Here is a 15795-nt window from a genome sequence, read left to right on the forward strand (position 1 = left end):
CCCATGACGCCCCTGCCGTCACGTTGGACTTTCGAATGAAGGCGTACGCTCCATGAGTCACATCATCACCCAAGGCTCCAACCTCGACGCACCGACCGACGACGACGCGATCATGTTCGGCTCGTTGAAGGATCGCCTGGACTTCTACCGCAAGGAAATCCAGTACGAAACCACCATGCTCTCCGGCCGCACCAACGCCTATCTGGGTGCCCAGTCGTTCCTGGTCATTGCCTATTCATCGTCGATGGCCAACGTCAATCCCGACTGGGGCAACCTCTTCTCACTGGTGGTTTCGGTACTGCTCTCGGTGCTGGGACTGATCACTTCGCTGCATGCCTGGTCAGGGATCAAGGCGGCGTACGAAATCATCGATCACTGGTACCTCAAGCAGAGTCACCTGTTGGCCAGCCAGCCACGCATGAGCGATGTCTACGACGATTCCCCGCTGTTCGCCAAACGTGAATCCAACGAGGGCGGCTACCGCGAAGCGCTGAAGTTCTCGATGCGCGCGCCCTGGATTTTCTCCACATTGTGGGTAGTGCTGGGCGGGTTTTCCGCGTTCATCCATCTCTTCAGCTTCAAGAGCTAGGCGCCAGGAATCGACCAGCCTGACAGGTCCTCGTTGCCATTGATGTGATAGACCACCGGCTCCTGGGAAAAGAAGCTCTCAAGACCCTGCATGAACAACCGATGGTCTTCGCTCTCTTCAAAACCCGGCGTGTGATCCTCGAGGGAGCGCCAGCGCACGATCAGGTTGAATTGCTCGGGAGTCTCGATCCCCTGCGCCAGCATGTGGCCGCCGTAACCTTCTGCCCGGGTCAGCAGGTGCGCGACCTCGGCAAAGGCATTCCTGAATGCGTCGATACGATCCTTGTGAACAGGGAGCAGCGCGATTTCGTAAATCATGGTGTGCCTCGTCAATGACGTGAACGGGGGGAGTGAAGGCTCAAGGGATCAGCGATGGCTCGACCGCAATCGCAATCTTGCCTCGCAGGCCGTTGTTGGAACTTTCCAGTCGGGCGTGGGCCAGCGCGATGTCGGCCAGCGAGTAGACGGCGCCCACATGTGGCCGCAACTGCCCCCGCTCAACCAGTGCGCTGAGTTCATCGAGCTTGCCGCGGTTCTGTCGGGTAAACACGAAGTGATAGCTCGCGTTCTTGCCCCAGGCCTGAACCAGATTCTGCGGCTGGGCGATGTCCACGATCGACACCACGCGCCCCAGTTGGGCAAGCGCGTCGGGGCTGCGCGACAGGGTGTTGCCGCCGATGGTGTCGAACACCACATCAACCCCACGGCCATCGGTTTTGGCCATGATCACGTCGACGTAATCCTCGTTCTCATAGTCGATGACCCCATCGGCGCCCAGGCCACGCACGAACTCAGCATTTGCCTCGCGCACGGTGGTAAATACCCTGGCGCCCATGGCTTTCGCCAACTGGATCGCCACATGCCCGACCCCGCCCGCGCCGCCGTGGATCAGAACGCTCTCCCCTACCCGCAACGCCGCCCGCACGATCAACGCTTCCCACACCGTGCCGCCCACCAGGCTCAGGCTGGCTGCTTCAAGATGACTGAGCGACGCAGGTTTTCTCGCGACGATGCTCTGGTCAGCCACGTGATACTCGGCGTAACTGCCTGCCCCTTCGAATATCTGCGGGGTGTACCAGACTTCATCGCCTGGAACGAAAGCCGTCACACCCGGCCCGACCGCTTCGACCACGCCCGAAACGTCGTGCCCGGTGATCGCCGGCAGCGGTACCAGGTCAGGGTAGTCGCCGCGTCGCACCTGGTAATCCAGCGGGTTGATGGAGGTGGCATGCACCCGGACCAGCACCTGCCCGGCTTGAGGGACAGGCTTGGGCACGTCGCACAGCTCGAACGAATCAGGCCCGCCAAATGACTTCAGTACCGTCGCTTTCATGGTGAATCCTCGCATCTAGAATAAGGGATATCGAGATATCTCGATATATTGCGCTAAAAAAACTACAGGTCTTTCCCTATGACTTCGGCAAGCGCGCCAATGGTGGCTTCGTTGCGCTTGTAGTAGGTCCACTGACCGATGCGCCGAACCTCGACCAGCCCTGCCCGCTGCAGCGTCGCCAGATAGCCCGACACCGTGGACTGCGACAACCCGATACCTTCCTGAATACTGCTCACGCACACGCCCACCGTGAGAACGTCGCCTTCATCCTGAGGCGGGAAGTTCTTTACGGGATCCTTCAGGCCTTTGAGAATCTGCAGGCGCGTCGGGTTCGAGAGGGCTTTGAATATTTCGACCAGTTCCATGAGCTCAGGATATCGAGATTTACCGATATGTCAATGCGTGCTAAACACACGCAAAAACGCCCGGCAATGAGCCGGGCGCGTTGACACCGGTTTATGCAGCCAGCCCAGATAACGACGCTTTCTTGTAATCGGCTTTCATGGTTTCCATCTGCGCACCCAGCTCATCCAGTTTGGCATTGCCGAGCAGCTTCTTGGCCTGGGGAAACATCTCGGTTTCCTCTTCTTCGATATGGTGCTCCAGCAACTCTTTGACCACCTTCACCCGACCAGAAAACTCTGGCGTTGCCGGGTCTGTATTCTTGAGATCCGGAAGCACGAGCGAGTCAACTGTACGGTGCTCTTCCTTGGCCTCGTAATACATGACGTCCTGCTCTTTGGAACCCGCCTCTTTGAACGCGGGGTAGAGAATCTCTTCCTCCAGCTTGGTGTGAATGGTGATTTCCATCTCTAACTTGGCGAGCAGATCAGTGCGTTTTTTCACACCCCGCTCCGTGGACTCGCTCAACTGAGTCAGGATGGACTTGACGCGTTCGTGGTCGGCTTTGAGAAGGTCGATGGCGTTCATTTCATTTCCTCTGGTATCACGGTTGGCGAACGGGTCTGGATGCCTGTCCTGCCGGTAACTCCAGATAGATTGCAGCGGACGTGCCAGCGAGAGGATGTGAATTTCCTGCTGTGATTCAGCCGGTTACAGAAAGACTTGAATAGCGATATCGGGCGTACTGCACGAATCTGCGCGAACGGATAGTGCAAAAGCGCCGCCATACGTTAGCCGACGTCTCAAAGTGGCATTATCATGGCCCAAGGCAAAAGCTGCCGGACTGTCTCCTCCTACAGCACCTCTCGCAGATACCCCTTGATCATAGCCAGCGGAGCAGTCATGGAGTCCAGCGTCCGGGCGGCGTGAAACCCTGCCGACAGCCGTTGCAGCTCACGCCCGAGTGGCTTTTCAGCGCCGCCCATTGCTTCAAGCGCCATGAGCAGGCACTCGTTGACCTTCTGCTGGATGGCTTCGACATCTCCCCTTTTCAGCAGCAGCTCGAAGACATCGCTCTGGTAGTCGCCCATGACCAGATCGTCACGCAAGATGGGGCTTTGATCTTCAGTTTCATACGCCAGCTTGTGGCAAAAAAGAGCGACTGTTTCCAGTGCCGACTGCATAAATCAGTCCTTACAAAAATCTTTTTTCGGGGTTGAGATGACGCATACGCGCAGGATGCGTCCCCGATTGTATCAGCGCGACCCACGTCTCCCTAGCCCGTGGGCGGGCCTTGGGCGTCCGCTCAGGCATCCAAGGCATAGCGTCGACAGTGCTCCAGATAGCCCTGTTCGTGACTCCCCACCAACTGCACAACGTTCGACCACAGCCATGACGGCGCATCCAGCGTCTGTGAGCGGTTGAGTTGCAGATCCCTGATCCAGGCCGCACGGGTGCTCAAATCCATCTGCCTGGCGTGGGCATGGCCGACGACGCGGGACAGGTAGCCTGCCGCCTGGATCGCTTCCGTCTGGCTGATCTGATCCAGCTCGAGCTTCATGTCCTGGGGAAGCAGCTCGCGAACGAAGAAGCCGTTCTCCATCATGCGAGCGGCAACCATGCGATTCCCCAGACCCGGAGACAAATGTCGCGCACCTTCCACCACCCGCCTGGCGTTATCCCGAGGCATGGAGATGCGTGGCGAACGGGGCGCAGCGGCGGCGACGGCCTGCTTCACGTCCAGCAAGCAGTATTCAAGATCTTCGCCCTCGCCGATCCCGATGAGCACTGCATACCGCAGCAAGCCCAGCGAGCTGCAGCCTTTGACCCAATAGGCACAGTCCAGCATCTCCACGTTGTCGTGGTGGGAGCGGCCTTTCAACGAGGTCACCAGCGCGTGAATGTCATGGGTGGCGCACAGCTCACGCAGCGCTGATCGCTCGGCTCTGGACAGGGGCCAGAAATGCTTGCCAAGGGGGAACGTGGGCTTGGTGTTTTCGATGCGTTCCTGGGCCAGATGCTTCCAGGTTCGCCGAACAGCCGTGCGCATCCCGGCCTTCACTTGAGCGGGCCGTGGAGGCTCTTCCTCGACACTTTCCTCGAACGCCATCTCGTAGCCGCGCATCATTTCTTCAAGCATGCGCGCGGTGGTGACGCCAGGAAGGTCCGAGCCCCTGGCAGCCGTCGCCAAAGACAGGCCGAGCCTCACCAGGTCGTGGGCCGGGTTTCCAATGACCGTCTGGTCCAGATCACGGATGTGAATGTCGATGCCGCCCTTCAGATCGCCCGTAGGGCCAAGATTTCCGGCATGGCAATCGCCGCAGATCCACACTGGCGGGCCGCTGGGCAGACGTCGGCCGGACTGCGTGTGCAACCAGTCGTAGAACTGCACCGTACTGCCCCTGACATAGGCATGGGCAGATCGGGCCATCTTGAGATTTCGAAGTTCGTTGAGGGGTTTCAGGCGTGCGGCGGGGCGAGGTGTTTTCATGTGCGGCCTTAAGTCGGGATTACAGCTACGACTCCCGGCACACGGGAATGTTGCGAAATGTTTCTCCAGTCCGAAAGGGATTTCTTGAACTTAAAGCTGACCAGCAAGTCAGGTTATTCAACATCCCCTTTCTTACCACGGACGTTGCCATGCATACCTACAGCCTGCAGTACCGATTCAACGATGAACCCCGCACCCATTCCATCGAACTGCATGAGCCGGAACTCTCTGTCCACGATGCCGCAATGCACTTGTTGGAACTGCATTTCGGCGATGGCGAAAACAGCCTGATGATGCCCAATGCAGACGCTACGCCAGCGGAGATCTTGCAACAGGCAGAGCGGGTCGGCCTGACAGACATCAAGGTCGTGGCCCAGGCAGGCGGTGCCTAGTTCCCGTTCTGTTGCGAGGTACGGACCATGAATCCTGTCACGCCCGATGGCCGTTACTTCGTCGTCAACGACCGGCTGTGGCGCTGCTCGAACCCTGGGCTTGATGCGCAGACGCGGCAACGCCTGGTGAACGAGTTGATGGACGCCAGGCGAGCGGTGAAGGCCGCCAAGGCTTCAGGTGACCCGGACGAAATGAAGACCGCCCGCGCATCGGTCCAGACTGCCAAAGTGGCACTGGGAGAGCGAGGGCCGGTCTGGTGGGATGACGCAGCGCCAGACCTGAACAGGCACATGGTGAAGAACACGCCGTACGCGCAGTGGTATCAAGGGTTGTAGCGTTACGAGATAGCTGCCTGAAAACGCCAGATTGCCGGACCGGCAGTGATGCTGGAGAATGCGCTGCATCGAAGCGTTGCCTTCCAATACCGCGAAACAGCGGGTCGAAAACTCCGTGGAACGATTGGGCGCTTCGGATGCTCCAATCTGTCTGCGCGTTGTGATTTGGACACCCTCACCTGAAATATCGAAGTATTGGCTTATTGCCGGGTGAGGCCTGCGCGCTCCAGGTCCAGTGTTACCGATTTTCCAGCCACAGGCACTGATTCCCACAATCGGTGCATATTCTCCCGAGAGTTCTACCGTGTTCGAAGATTCTGGCGCGAAACCTTCCATCGACTCAGGTCTGATCGGGGGCATCTACTCCCCTGCCGCTCTGGTAGAGCGGGAGAGAAAAGTTCTCGGCCAGATTGCTGCAGGCATTCCGCTCGCTGACGTCTTGAGTGAGCTGCTACTTGCCGTGGAAGCGCAGAGCACCAACATGATGGCCTCGGTTCTCTTTCTCAGCGAAGACGGGCAGTACATGCTGCACGGGGCCGCGCCGAGTCTGCCGGCGGTGTACAACGAAGCCATCCATGGCATTGCGATCGGAGAAGGGATCGGGTCTTGCGGTACCGCAGCGGCACGCGGCACTCCGGTGTATGTGAATGACATCGCCTGCGATCCGCTCTGGGAAGGTTACGCGGATCTCGCTCTGTGCCACGGCCTGCGCTCCTGCTGGTCGATGCCGATCAAGGCGGCAGATGGGAGCGTGCTTGGCACCTTTGCCGTCTACTACGTTGAACCCCGCGCGCCCACGCTAGGTGATATCGAAGCCATCTCGGTGATTGCTCAAACCGCCGCGCTCGCTATCGAAAGACACCGCTCAGACCAGAGGCTGCGCCGCAGCCAGGAAGCCCTGTGGGAACTCAACACCACCCTTGAGAGCAAGGTCAATGAACGCGCCACGGAGCGTAGCCGGACCTGGTTGCTGAGCCCTGATCTTCTGTCAGTGATCGGCGCTGACGCAAGGATTGAAGCGGCCAACCCCGCCTGGACAATCGTGTTGGGGTGGTCGCCGGAAGAGCTCCAGACGGACCTCTTCTCCCTCGTACACCCGGACGACCTGCCCGCGACGCGAGGCATTCTGTCTGCAGCGGCCAATGGACGTCCCGTCTCACGGTTTCAAAACCGCTACCGGCACCGCGACGGAGGTTATCGCTGGCTGGCGTGGGTCGCGGTGCTGGAAGACGGCAAGATCTATTGCACTGCGCGGGACATCACCGCAGAGCGCGAACAGGCAGCCGCCCTGGCCACGCGCACCAGAGAGCGGGACCGCGCCTGGGGCCTCTCGCAGGAGCTTCTGGTGATCGCCTCCCCCGAAGGCAAGCTGGTGGCGGTCAACGCGCGCTGGAGCGAACAACTGGGATGGTCGGAGCAGGAACTGCTCGGCGCCAATTTCGCCGACTACACCCATCCCGAGGACCTGGTGGCAACCATTGCAGTCTTCCAGGGTATTTTCCACGCCCCGCTCACCGTGCCCTATGAATACCGGCTGCGGCACAAGGACGGATCTTACAAATGGTTCAGCTGGACAGGCACCTTTGAAGACGGCCTTGTCTACGCAGCCGGTCGCCACGTGACGACAGAGCGCGAGCAGGCAGAGGCGTTGCGCCAATCGCAGAAGATGGAGGCGGTAGGTCAATTGACGGGAGGCGTCGCCCACGACTTCAACAACCTGCTGACCGTTATCCGGTCTTCGACCGACCTTCTCATGCGGCCTGCCCTCACGGATGAACGACGGCTCAGGTACGTCACGGCCATCTCGGAAACGGTGGATCGCGCCGCAAGGCTCACCGGACAGTTGCTGGCCTTCGCCCGCAGACAAGCCCTGCAACCCGAAGTGTTCAGTGTCTGCGACAACGTGCGGGCGATCAGCAGCATGATGGGGACGTTGACTGGCTCACGCATCGATACCCTGATCGAGCTTTCTGATTCGCCCTGCTTTGTCGATGCCGACCCCAACCAGTTCGATACCGCGCTGGTGAATATGGTCGCCAATGCACGTGATGCGATGCTGGGAGAAGGCAAACTTTCGATAGCCGTCCGGGCTGTGGAATCGATGCCCTCGGTCAGGCTTCACCCTGCGCTGGAAGGGCCGTTTGTGGCTGTGTCCATCAGCGACACGGGTTCGGGCATTCCGGTCACGCACCTCGAACAGATCTTCGAGCCTTTCTACACCACCAAAGGTGTGGGTGAAGGCACAGGCCTGGGCCTGAGCCAGGTGTTCGGCTTTGCCAAACAGTCTGGCGGCGAAATCGCCGTGGCCAGCGATGTGGGCCATGGCACCACATTCACCCTGTACCTTCCTCGAGTCGCTGCGCAGCACCCCGCCCCGCAACCCCCGGAATCTCCCGTAGCCCTTGAAGAGGGCCATGGCACCTCTGTGCTGGTGGTGGAGGACAACCCTGATGTCGGCACCTTTGCCGTTCAGGCCCTCTCTGAGCTTGGGTATCGGCCAGTCCTCGCTGCCACCGCGCTTGCGGCGCTGGATGAGCTGAAAGCCGGAGCAGACCGGTTTGATGTGGTGTTCTCGGACGTCGTCATGCCGGGCATGAGCGGCATCGAACTGGCCCATGAGCTTCGCGAACACTACCCCGGCCTGCCGGTGGTGCTGACATCCGGCTACAGCCACGTGCTTGCTCAGCACGGGTCAGCCGGCTTCGAGCTTCTGCACAAGCCGTATTCGATCGATCAGCTGTCTCGCGTGTTATTGAAGGCAGCCGCCAAAAGGTAGAGTGCCGGGGTCAGTTCTGATCGGGTTCCTGATCGGGAAGCAGAAAGACTGAACGTTTTGCCATTGCGGCCCATCGGACATTAGGACTCAAGTTGGCGCAAACGCCATCAGATCCTTCAATGATTCGCAGGAGAATGCGTAATGGCGACCGAAAACCAATTCGCGATGCAAAACCCGCTGACCCAATACCCACAACCTGAATTCCCCAGGCAACCCCAGACCCCGCCAGGCACGGTGCATGAAATGCTGCCCGCCGCGGACCATGGCGAAACCAGTTACAAAGGGTTTGGCAGGCTGGCAGGTCGCAAAGCGCTGATCACCGGGGCAGACTCCGGCATAGGCCGCGCGGCCGCTATTGCCTACGCCCGGGAAGGCGCCGACATCGCCCTCAACTACTTGCCGGAAGAAGAAGCTGACGCCCGGGAAGTGGTCGCTCTGATCGAAGCCGAAGGACGCAAGGCGGTGTGCATCCCGGGTGACCTGAAAAGTGAAGCGTTCTGCAAAGAGTTGGTCAGCACAGCATCGGAAGGCCTGGGCGGTCTGGACATCCTGGTCAACGTGGCCGGCAAGCAGATCGCGCAGAAATCCATCGCCGATCTCACCACTGAACAGTTCGATGAAACATTCAAGACCAACGTCTACGCCCTGTTCTGGGTCTGCAAGGCTGCCCTGCCCTTGCTCAAGCCTGGCGCGACCATCATCAATACGGCATCGATTCAGGCCTATCAGCCCTCGGAAACGCTGCTGGACTACGCCCCGACCAAATCAGCCATCGTCGCCTTCACCAAGGCGCTGGCAAAACAGGTCATCAGCCAGGGCATTCGCGTCAATGCGGTAGCGCCCGGCCCGTTCTGGACGCCGTTGCAACCCAGTGGCGGCCAGCCTCAAGAGAAGATTCCCACATTTGGCTCCGAGACGCCTATGGGCCGTCCGGGTCAGCCCGCCGAATGCGCCCCGATCTACGTGCTGCTGGCCAACCAGGAGTCGAGCTACATCACTGGCGAAGTGTTCGGCGTAACCGGCGGTAACCCACTTCCATGAGTGTCCAACGCACCATCTCGCCCCGTGAGAACGGCTACGTACCTCTGGACCAGTACATTGCCCTGGGTGACGGTCGATCCGTCGCCCTGTCGGCAACCGATGGCTCCATTGACTGGTGGTGCGCGCCCAACATGGACTCGCCACCGCTGTTTGACCGGGTGTTGAGTGCCGACAAGGGCGGCTTTTTCAGCCTGACGCCGCGCGAGGCCTTCACCATCGAGCGTGATTATCTGCCCGACAGCAACGTTGCCTGCACGACCTTCACCACGGCTTCAGGAAGTGTGCGTCTGACGGAGTCGCTCAACAGCGGCAATGCCGGGCGCTTGCCCTGGAGTGAATTGGCGCGGCGCCTGGAGGGCGTCGAAGGCGAAGTCGAGTTTGATCTGGTGTTCAAGCCAGGCACCCGTGCCGACACTGCAAGCCCATGGATTCAGGACACTCAGCACGGCAAGGTGTTTCATATCGCCACCTTGATGGTGATGCTGCGCACCAGCCCCGAGATTGAGATCACCGAGTACACCGATCGCCTGGTGAGGGCACGCTTCACGGTCGGTGCCGGGCGGCGGGTGACGCTGGCTCTGCTCGCCTCTGAGGATGAGCCGTTCGCGGTCCCCACTCTGGAGCAGATCGACGCACGGATCGATTTGAGCGACGGCGCCTGGCGCGACTGGACCAAAACGCTGGACTTCACCGGCGCCTACGCCACCGAGGTGCGACGCTCAGCCCTTGCGCTGAAGCTGCTGCTTTACTCGCCAAGCGGGGCTATCGCCGCTGCCGCAACCAGCTCGCTACCGGAAAAAATCGGCTCCGACCGTAATTACGATTACCGCTATGCCTGGGTGCGCGATGCGGCGTACACGATCAAGGCCCTGCTGCGGGTCGGCGCGCTGCAGGAGGCCAAGGCTGCATTCGCCTGGCTCATCGGGGTGATTCGCAAGCACGGGCCACGCATGCATGTGTGTTACACCCTCGACGGTGATCGAGTGGACGACGTTCAGGAAATTCCTCTGTCAGGCTACATGGACAGCCGCCCTGTCGTGATCGGCAACTCGGCGTACGATCAACTGCAACTGAGCCTGTATGGAGACATTCTCGAAACCGCTTCGCTGTTCGTCGCCAAAGGTCATCTGCTCGACGAGGGCACGGCGCAATTGCTGCACAGCCTTGCCGACCAGTGCGCAGATGAATGGCAGACGCCCGACGCAGGCATCTGGGAGTTGCCGGAACAACGCCATTACACCATCTCGAAGATCGGCTGCTGGGTGGCCCTGGACCGCGCAAGCAAACTGGCCGACGCTGGGCAGATTCCCGACGGCAAAGCCCAGCGCTGGGCCAGGGAGCGCGACAGGATTCGCGACTGGATCGACGAGCACTGCTGGTCCGAGCGCAAGCAGTCCTACACCATGTATGCCAATACCGACCGCCTCGATGCGTCCGTGCTGCTGGCTGCGCGGTTTGGATTCGAACGCGTGGACCGGGTCGTCCTCACCCGCGAAGCAGTCGCCCGGGAATTGTCGCGGGGCCCGTTGATCTTTCGCTACACCGGCGCCGAAGGAAAGGAAGGGTGTTTTCTCGCCTGCTCGTTCTGGCTGGTGGAAGCCTACGCGTTGCTGGGCCAGCGAGAACAAGGCCAGCACATACTCGAGGCATTGTTGAAACGGATCACGCCCAGCCATGGCGTGATGGCGGAAATGCTCGACCCCGATTCCAACCTGCCCCTTGGGAATTTCCCCCAGGGGCTCAGCCATTTGACACTGATACACGCAGCCCTGGCGTGCAACGGCGAATGACCTAGACAGCCTCGTCGATTCCCGCCGTTGTCTGGCAAGACTCACGCCGGCGATAAATCGCGAACTCCGTCACTCGCAAACCCTCAGATAAATAGGCTCGGACTAGTCGAAGGTGTGCAGAGTGGAAAACCTGAAGATCGCCACGTTCAACGTCAACGGCATCGGCGCCCGCCTGCCCAATCTGCTGGAGTGGCTGGACCGCGAGCAGCCTGACATCGTCTGTTTGCAGGAGCTCAAGGCACCGGACAAGGCGTTCCCGGCCAGCGACCTCGAAGCCGCAGGCTACGGCGCTGTGCACCTGGGCCAGACCTCGTGGAACGGCGTGGCCATCATGGCCCGTGACTCCGAACCCCTGCTGATCCAGAAGGGCTTGCCAGGCGAGGAGGCGGATACCCAGGCGCGCTACATCGAGGCAGCGGCCCACGGCGTGATTGTCGCCTGCCTGTACCTGCCCAACGGCAACCCCCAGCCCGGGCCAAAATTCGACTACAAGCTGCGCTGGTTCGAACACCTGATCGAGCACGCAAAATCGTTGCACGCCAGTGAACACCCTGTCGTACTGGCCGGGGATTTCAATGTGGTGCCGACGGACGAAGACATCTACAACCCGCGCTCCTGGCTCAAGGACGCCCTGCTCCAACCCGAGAGCCGGGAATGCTACAGCCGCCTGCTGGCTCAAGGCTGGATCGACTCGGTGCGGCACCTGTATCCGGACGAACGCGTCTACACCTTCTGGGATTACTTCCGTCAGCACTGGCAGAAAAACTCCGGCCTGCGCATCGACCACCTCCTGCTCAATCCAGCCCTGGCGCCTCGTCTGCAGGATGCCGGTGTCGACGCCTGGGTGCGCGGCGAAGAGCATCCAAGCGATCACGCGCCGACCTGGATTCGTCTCGGGGCTGCTGAAAACAAGCCTGCGAAGAAGACCCGCAAGAAGAGTGGATCCGTTTGAACTTTGGCAGTCTCGCATCGCTCAACTAGCAAACATCCACGAGTAACCGTCATGCTCCCGCATAGCATTCAAGGTCATGGGTCACCGGCGTTCGTCCTCATGCATTTTCTGGGTGGGTCGCATCGCACCTGGTCGCCAACCCTTCCCTACCTTGACCGCACGCATCTGTGCGTGGCACTGGACACGCCAGGTTTCGGTGATGCGGCACACGTTGAAGGCTACAGCGTGGAAGCGATGGCTGACCATGTGGATCGCTCAATCCGCGAGTTGGGCCTGACCGATTGCGTATTGGTGGGCCACTCCATGACAGGCAAAGTCGCGGTGGTTCTGGCGTCCCGACATCCCGCCTACCTGCGGGGCCTGGTGCTGGTCGCCCCCTCTCCTCCCGGCCCGCAGCCGATGACTGACAGTGAGCGTGACGAACAGCGTGCCTACGATAAAAGCCGGCCTGCCGCCGAGGCCTTCGTGGATGACTCCAGCGCCGTTCGGCTTCCCGATCACCTCAGGGAAATCGCCATCGCCGATGCCGAGCACGTCAACCTGGCCGCGTGGTGCGCCTGGGTTGACCATGGCAGCCGTGAAGACTGGAGCAGACGCCTGGGGACGATGAATTATCCCGTGCTGCTGATCTGCGGCGGGGCCGACCAGCAAGTGCCCGGCCCTGACGAGCAACGCGCAACCACTCTTGAAGCCTTCCCGCACAGTCAGCTGGAAGTCATTCCCGAGGCCGGGCATCTGATGCCGCTGCAAACACCCCAGGCCCTGGCAAAGCTGATGCTTGCCTTCGCCAGGCGCATCGCACCTGGCGATCAATGAACACGCGCCCCTTGGGCACTTGCATGCCGAGCTGTCGGCACCATCAGTAACAACGAGGTGATTATGGATCTGGGAATCAAAGGCCGCGTCGCGCTGATCACGGGTGCGAGCGGAGGGATCGGGCTGGCCACCGCCAGGCAACTGAGCGAAGAAGGCGTGCTGCTGGTGTTGAGTGACATCAAGCAGGACAAGCTGGAAGAGGCCTATGCGGGCTTGAACATCGACGCCCTCTTCGTCGCCGCCGACATGACCCGGCAAGATCAGGTCGAACGCGTCGTCAGCCAGGGCCGGGCGAAGTTCGGCAAGATCGACATCGTGGTCCACACGGCCGGCGTCACGGGCGCCAAGGGCGACCCGCTGGAGTTGTCTGACCAGGACTATCTGGAAGCCTGGAACACTGACTTCTTCTCAGCCGTGCGAGTTGCACGCGCCGCGATCCCTGACATGCGCACCCGCAACTGGGGCCGCTTCGTGTGCATCACCTCGGAAAATGCCACCCAGCCCTATTGGGAAGAAGCGGTCTACAACACCGCCAAGGCATCGCTGGCGGCCTTCATCAAGAATCTGTCGTACAAGGAAGCTGCCCATGGCGTGCTGTGCAACACCGTGGCCCCGGCCTTTATCGAAACACCCATGACTGACGGCATGATGAAAAAGCGGGCCCAGGAAATGGGCGTGTCGTTCGACGAGGCGATCAAAAGCTTCCTCAATGAGGAACGTCCGGGCATTGTGCAGAAGCGCCGTGGCAAGCCGGAAGAAGTCGCGGCGGCCATTGCATTGTTGGTGTCGGACCGCGCCTCGTTCATCAACGGCAGCAACCTGCGGGTCGATGGCGGTTCGGTGCAGGCGTTGCAGAACTGATCAACGCCTCCCAGTTCAATCAACACGCGAACCCGTGACCGACAGGGTCGAACGTCCTGCGACCCCGGGTTCGCTGTGCTCTACTGCCGGGCCCAGCAATCGGTAGTGGTGCATATGAAACCTGCTTTCGTCGCCGCGCCCGTCCATCTGGGCCCGCAGCGCACTTTCCAGATGCCACTCACGTATGCGACGCAAACTCTCGACTTGCCGTTTTGATCGGGTATTGCTGGTCATCAGGCTCTCCTTGCCAGTCACCATGGGGACTTACAGGTAAGGCAGGGCCTCTTGGCAAAGGTTCGGAAAATTTGCCGCCAGATGAGATCGTCCAACAGGTTAGAAGCTGAGTTCGGGTTTCATGGGCTTCTGAGAGCGTTCCTTAAGCCGTAGCTTCTGTTCCACCACGACCACAAACGCGGTCGCCGGATGAAACCATTTCTACTCAAGAGGATGATGAAATGAGCCTACGCACCTATGAACCGCTCACCGCCGACAACGCCGCCCTGGTTCTGGTCGACCATCAGGTGGGACTGATGACCGGCGTTCGTGACTACTCCACTGGCGAGCTGAAGCACAATGTGGTGGCGCTCGCCAAAGCGGCACTGGCGCTGAAGCTGCCAATTGTCGTGACCACCACGGCGCGGGACAGCATGTGGGGGCCGACCTTCCCCGAACTGGTCGAGGCACTGCCCGGCATCGAAATCATCGACCGCTCCTCGGTCAACGCTTACGACGATGAACGCGTGGCCAGCGCCATTGAAGCCACCGGGCGCAGGAAGCTGATCTTCGCTGGCATCTCGCTTGAGGTGTGCGCCGCATTTCCGGCCATGACCGCCGTGTCGCGGGGTTACGATGCCTACGTCGCAGTCGATGCGTCCGGGACATTCAGCGACACCAAGCGCCAGGTCGGCCTGTTGCGCATGATGCAGGCAGGGGTGATTCTGTCGGACTATGCGACCCTGATGGTCGAGATCCTCAAGGACAACGGCAGACCCGAAGCAGGGCCCGTCTATGGCGCGCTGGACATGCCGTGGGCAACCCTGGTCGGGCAGATCGCCTCGGCCTACCGTGGCTGAAAACTCCCGATAACGTCTCTGGAACAACCCGCAATTTACCGGCACACTCTCACCTCAGCGTCCAACCAGACGAACGATGAGGTGACGAGTGCTGGATCTCAACGACTTCTTTTTCTTTGTCCATGTGGCCGACCGGGGCGGCTTCACCGCCGCCGGTCGAACCCTGCAGATTCCCAAATCCACCCTCAGCCACCGCATCCAGCAACTGGAAACCAACCTGGGCGTGCGCCTGCTCAACCGCACCTCTCGCAAATTCGGGATGACGGACGCCGGGGCGGAGTTCTACCAGCACGCCGTGGCCATGCTGCGCGAGGCGGAGCTTGCCGAAAGTACCATCAGGCACCGCCTGACCGAACCCACCGGCACCATTCGTTGCACGGCGGGCAACGCGACGATGCAGTATGCGATGTCGGAAATCATCGCTGACTTCCTCGCTCAATACCCCAAGGTCAACGTCGTGTCCCATGCGGCAGACCGCACCGTGGATATCGTCGGTGAGAACTACGACGTTGCGGTGCGTGCCCATTCCGGCCCATTGCCTGACTCGGATCTGGTGCAGCGCACGCTGGCGCCGGCACCCTGGTTTCTGTTCGGCGGGGCGGCCTATCTGGACGCCAACGGGGAGCCCCGGACCCCTCAGGATCTGCACAAACATCCCGCATTGTTCATGGCCCGGTCGGGCGTGGCCCCGGTATGGCGCCTGCGTCATGCCCATCACGCCAACGAGGAAGTGGTCATCCCCCTGGAACCACGGCTTCAGAGCGACGACATGACCGGTTTGCAGCATGCCGCGATCAGTGGCCTGGGCATTGTGGCGTTGCCGGGTTATGTCTGCCGGGCGGCGGTGCGATCAGGGGCCTTGCGACGGGTGCTGCCTGAATGGCTTGCGGGGGACTCCACCATCACGGCGCTCATTCCGTGCCGGCAGGGGCTGCTGCCGTCGGTGCGCGCCTTCCTCGACCATCTGGCCCGGGAGTTTCCGAAAAAGGTGCTGATGTAGATCG

Annotated in this window: 18 protein-coding genes; 11 read left to right on the forward strand and 7 right to left on the reverse strand. The window is 60.7% G+C overall.

Annotated features, from left to right (window positions below):
* Positions 1-52 precede the first annotated feature (52 nt).
* Positions 53-589 carry a hypothetical protein gene (locus tag ACIPOO_RS15060; protein WP_274130526.1) on the forward strand — a complete coding sequence of 179 codons (537 nt, stop codon included), beginning with the start codon at positions 53-55 and terminating at the stop codon, positions 587-589.
* Here the strand turns inward: ACIPOO_RS15060 and ACIPOO_RS15065 are convergent.
* The 6 genes from ACIPOO_RS15065 to ACIPOO_RS15090 form a co-directional block, all read right to left on the reverse strand.
* Positions 586-906 (reverse strand): antibiotic biosynthesis monooxygenase, encoded by a 321-nt coding sequence (locus ACIPOO_RS15065; protein ID WP_274130527.1) that lies wholly within the window; start codon positions 904-906, stop codon positions 586-588. The two genes, ACIPOO_RS15060 and ACIPOO_RS15065, sit on opposite strands and share 4 nt — an antisense overlap.
* A gap of 40 nt (positions 907-946) precedes the next feature.
* The gene (locus ACIPOO_RS15070; RefSeq protein WP_400608236.1) at positions 947-1921 is read right to left on the reverse strand and encodes a zinc-dependent alcohol dehydrogenase family protein; all 975 of its coding nucleotides are present in this window, start codon (positions 1919-1921) and stop codon (positions 947-949) included.
* Between the two features lie 62 nt (positions 1922-1983).
* Positions 1984-2286 (reverse strand): helix-turn-helix transcriptional regulator, encoded by a 303-nt coding sequence (locus ACIPOO_RS15075; RefSeq protein WP_274130529.1) that lies wholly within the window; start codon positions 2284-2286, stop codon positions 1984-1986.
* Positions 2287-2377: 91 nt separating this feature from the next.
* Positions 2378-2851, reverse strand: a complete 474-nt coding sequence (locus tag ACIPOO_RS15080) for a hemerythrin domain-containing protein (RefSeq protein ID WP_274130530.1) — start codon at positions 2849-2851, stop codon at positions 2378-2380.
* Between the two features lie 266 nt (positions 2852-3117).
* A complete protein-coding gene (locus ACIPOO_RS15085; RefSeq protein ID WP_400608239.1) occupies positions 3118-3447 on the reverse strand; it encodes a hypothetical protein in 330 nt (109 codons plus the stop codon).
* 122 nt (positions 3448-3569) lie between these two features.
* On the reverse strand, positions 3570-4754 hold the full coding sequence (locus tag ACIPOO_RS15090) for a DUF2252 domain-containing protein (protein ID WP_400608241.1): 1185 nt from the start codon (positions 4752-4754) through the stop codon (positions 3570-3572).
* A gap of 149 nt (positions 4755-4903) precedes the next feature.
* Here ACIPOO_RS15090 and ACIPOO_RS15095 point away from each other — a divergent pair, with 149 nt between their 5' ends.
* The 8 genes from ACIPOO_RS15095 (at position 4904) to ACIPOO_RS15130 (ending at position 13718) form a co-directional block, all read left to right on the forward strand.
* A complete protein-coding gene (locus ACIPOO_RS15095) occupies positions 4904-5146 on the forward strand; it encodes a hypothetical protein (RefSeq protein WP_400608243.1) in 243 nt (80 codons plus the stop codon).
* Positions 5147-5173: 27 nt separating this feature from the next.
* On the forward strand, positions 5174-5482 hold the full coding sequence (locus tag ACIPOO_RS15100) for a hypothetical protein (protein WP_400608245.1): 309 nt from the start codon (positions 5174-5176) through the stop codon (positions 5480-5482).
* Between the two features lie 304 nt (positions 5483-5786).
* On the forward strand, positions 5787-8258 hold the full coding sequence (locus ACIPOO_RS15105) for a PAS domain-containing protein (RefSeq protein WP_400608247.1): 2472 nt from the start codon (positions 5787-5789) through the stop codon (positions 8256-8258).
* A 141-nt stretch (positions 8259-8399) separates the two neighbouring features.
* Positions 8400-9299 carry an SDR family oxidoreductase gene (locus ACIPOO_RS15110; RefSeq protein WP_400608249.1) on the forward strand — a complete coding sequence of 300 codons (900 nt, stop codon included), beginning with the start codon at positions 8400-8402 and terminating at the stop codon, positions 9297-9299.
* Positions 9296-11089, forward strand: a complete 1794-nt coding sequence (locus ACIPOO_RS15115; RefSeq protein WP_400608251.1) for a glycoside hydrolase family 15 protein — start codon at positions 9296-9298, stop codon at positions 11087-11089. Before ACIPOO_RS15110 ends, ACIPOO_RS15115 begins: the two co-directional genes overlap by 4 nt.
* A 121-nt stretch (positions 11090-11210) precedes the next feature.
* On the forward strand, positions 11211-12041 hold the full coding sequence (gene xth, locus ACIPOO_RS15120) for an exodeoxyribonuclease III (protein WP_400608253.1): 831 nt from the start codon (positions 11211-11213) through the stop codon (positions 12039-12041).
* 51 nt (positions 12042-12092) lie between these two features.
* Positions 12093-12857: an alpha/beta fold hydrolase gene (locus ACIPOO_RS15125; protein ID WP_400608255.1), complete on the forward strand. Its 765-nt coding sequence runs from the start codon at positions 12093-12095 to the stop codon at positions 12855-12857.
* 63 nt (positions 12858-12920) lie between these two features.
* Entirely contained in the window at positions 12921-13718 is a 798-nt protein-coding gene (locus ACIPOO_RS15130) for an SDR family NAD(P)-dependent oxidoreductase (protein ID WP_400608257.1), read from the forward strand.
* A gap of 15 nt (positions 13719-13733) precedes the next feature.
* On the opposite strand, the gene ACIPOO_RS15135 is transcribed toward ACIPOO_RS15130, so the two are convergent.
* Positions 13734-13952: a hypothetical protein gene (locus tag ACIPOO_RS15135; protein WP_400608259.1), complete on the reverse strand. Its 219-nt coding sequence runs from the start codon at positions 13950-13952 to the stop codon at positions 13734-13736.
* Between the two features lie 221 nt (positions 13953-14173).
* Here ACIPOO_RS15135 and ACIPOO_RS15140 point away from each other — a divergent pair, with 221 nt between their 5' ends.
* Both ACIPOO_RS15140 and ACIPOO_RS15145 read left to right on the forward strand, forming a co-directional pair.
* A complete protein-coding gene (locus ACIPOO_RS15140; RefSeq protein WP_400608260.1) occupies positions 14174-14791 on the forward strand; it encodes an isochorismatase family protein in 618 nt (205 codons plus the stop codon).
* An 88-nt stretch (positions 14792-14879) separates the two neighbouring features.
* On the forward strand, positions 14880-15791 hold the full coding sequence (locus tag ACIPOO_RS15145; protein WP_400608262.1) for a LysR substrate-binding domain-containing protein: 912 nt from the start codon (positions 14880-14882) through the stop codon (positions 15789-15791).
* The last annotated feature ends 4 nt before the right edge of the window (positions 15792-15795 follow it).

Source organism: Pseudomonas sp. NPDC090201 (assembly GCF_044746825.1).
Taxonomy (GTDB): domain Bacteria; phylum Pseudomonadota; class Gammaproteobacteria; order Pseudomonadales; family Pseudomonadaceae; genus Aquipseudomonas; species Aquipseudomonas putida_AD.